Origin of the sequence: Paraplanobispora takensis (assembly GCF_016863195.1) — a bacterium.
In the GTDB taxonomy this organism is placed as follows: Bacteria; Actinomycetota; Actinomycetes; order Streptosporangiales; family Streptosporangiaceae; genus Planobispora; species Planobispora takensis.
The window spans coordinates 1-2,122 of record NZ_BOOK01000117.1; the positions used below are offsets into that span (position 1 = coordinate 1).

Annotated in this window: 2 protein-coding genes; one reads left to right on the forward strand and one right to left on the reverse strand. The window is 69.5% G+C overall.

Features of this window, described 5'->3' with window-relative positions; translation table 11 throughout:
• A partial coding sequence (locus tag Pta02_RS42430) for a tetratricopeptide repeat protein (RefSeq protein ID WP_203880394.1) occupies positions 1 to 146 on the forward strand: 146 nt, incomplete at its 5' end.
• Positions 147 to 229: 83 nt separating this feature from the next.
• Here Pta02_RS42430 and Pta02_RS40655 read toward each other — a convergent pair.
• A complete protein-coding gene (locus Pta02_RS40655; RefSeq protein WP_203880393.1) occupies positions 230 to 1,321 on the reverse strand; it encodes a tyrosine-type recombinase/integrase in 1,092 nt (363 codons plus the stop codon).
• Positions 1,322 to 2,122: the final 801 nt, after the last annotated feature.

Genomic DNA, 2,122 nt, shown 5'->3' on the forward strand with positions numbered 1-2,122 from the left:
TCGCCTACACCTACCAGGCGGCCGGGGATCTGGGCCGGGCCATCCCGCTATATGAGCAGACCCTGACCGACTGCGAACGGGTGCTGGGGCCCGAGCACCCGATCACCAAGGCGGTGCGGGGCAACCTGGAGACGGTCAGGAGGTAGGGCGTCCGGGAAGGTGTACGTTTCCGGACGCTGGACCGAGCTGGGGTGATGCCGTTCAGGAACCTCCGTCCGAAAAGGTGGTGCTACAGGCCGGCGCCGTGCAGCGGGTTGTGCGCCCAGCGGTCGATGTCGCGGATGTAGCCCAATACGGTGCGCGAGCCATCGCGCCAGCGGCCGTGCCGGCCGATCAGCATCGCATCGGCGCCGCCGAGATAGGCCCCGGTCGCCCCGCCGGCGCGCAGGCTATGCGGGCGGATGTCGCTTCCGCCCAGCCCGGCCCGGTCGGCCACATCACGGATGATGGTGTAGATCCCCTGATCCGACAGGCGGTCACCGATGCGACCGGAGCGGTGGACGCGCCGAAAGAGCGCACCGGTCGTGATGCCCGTGCCGGCAAGCAGATCGCTCCAGGCCCGCCACAGCCGCACCGGGCAGGTCAGCGCCTCACGCCCGTAGGGGATCGCCACGAGATGGCCGTGCGCGCCCTGATCGGTCTTGGAGCGGCGAACCAACACCTCCAGGCCGTTGGCGACCTCGCTCACATCCTGCAGGTCCAGCGCGTGCAACTCGCCCCGGCGCGCCATCATCGCCCAGCCCAGCACCAACACCAGCCGATCGCGCGCCACCGCCGGCGGCGGCCGCAGCGGCCCGTCCGGCAGGGTGGGCAGCTCACAGGCGGCCACCAGCTGGCGCAGCTGTCGCACCGACAGCGCCACTGCACGCCGGTGGGTGTTGGCGATCCCGGCGGCCGCGCGCTCGTTGCGGTAGCACTTGATGACCGCACTGGCCGCGGTGTTGTCGGGCAGCGGCTGACCGCCCAGGCGGTGGATGGAGCGAATCGCCGCCAGCATCCGCCCGAGACTGGCCGGCGCATACCCCTGGTCGGCCACGGCCGAGATGAACTCAGCCAAGGTCTCGGCTGTGCACGGCAACGCTCTACGTTCCGCCACAGCGCACCAGGTAGTGAACCGGGTCCAATCAGCGGTGTAGGCCCGCCGCGTGCCCGCCGGGATGGACCCCAAGATCCGCGCAGCCACCCGCGGCGACACCCGATGCTCGGGGCCCGCGGCCGATCCGGCCGTCTGCCAGGCCAGCAGGACCTCCATCGGACCAGCGGCCACGGCCAGGTCCGAACCGAGTCCGGCGGTCGGCGTGTCCCTGCCCTCGTGCGCCATGCAGCTGCCTCCTCTACAGACAGCGGCACCACGGCGCGGAACGGTGCTCAACCAGATGACTGGAGCGTACGCCCCGGAACTGACACTTCGGCGGCAGTTCGTCCACGTCCTGACTACCTGCGGAAACGGAGCGGGTAGCCGGGCGACTTATGAAAAACGCACTCCCGCTTCCCGCAAGTTACTTATCGGTAGATCGGTGCTCGCGCGTAACCATGAGAGCAACTCGTGTCGCGCCCCGTCAGCTCAGCACCTCATCGCGGTTCGATCACATCGCTCTCCCCGCCAACCCGCTCACGCTCCAATACGGAGCATGAGCCGGAAACTGCTGATCATGCTCGTGGCACCGACTGCGGACCCAGGAGCCACTGATTTCGGGAACGACTTTTGGCCCCACCGTTCGAGCCCCAGGGGGGCGGTACCAGAACTCGCTGAGGATGAAACCGTCTCAGGGCAGTGGTACCGACGCTCGTTCGAAGTCGGTACCGAATTCGGTTCGTAGGATCACCGGGGCCGCGGCGGCACGGACGCCTGCCCCCGGGCGGGGGTGAGAGCCCAGCCAAGGGGGCAGGCGCCTTTGCCTTCATCGGTGCGCCCCGATTGGGGTGGAGCCGGGAAAGGGGCGCGATGGGGCACGGCGGTCTTCGCACCGTCCGGTGCCCGCTGCGCAGGCACCACCAGCGCGACGGGATGAGCGCCGGCAGGCCGCGAAGGCGCGGCCACCGGCTGATCACGGGCAGCCAAAGGGAGCAGGTGCAACCTTGGACTGCCGGCCGCTCACGGTGAGCACGCTGTTTGGCCCTT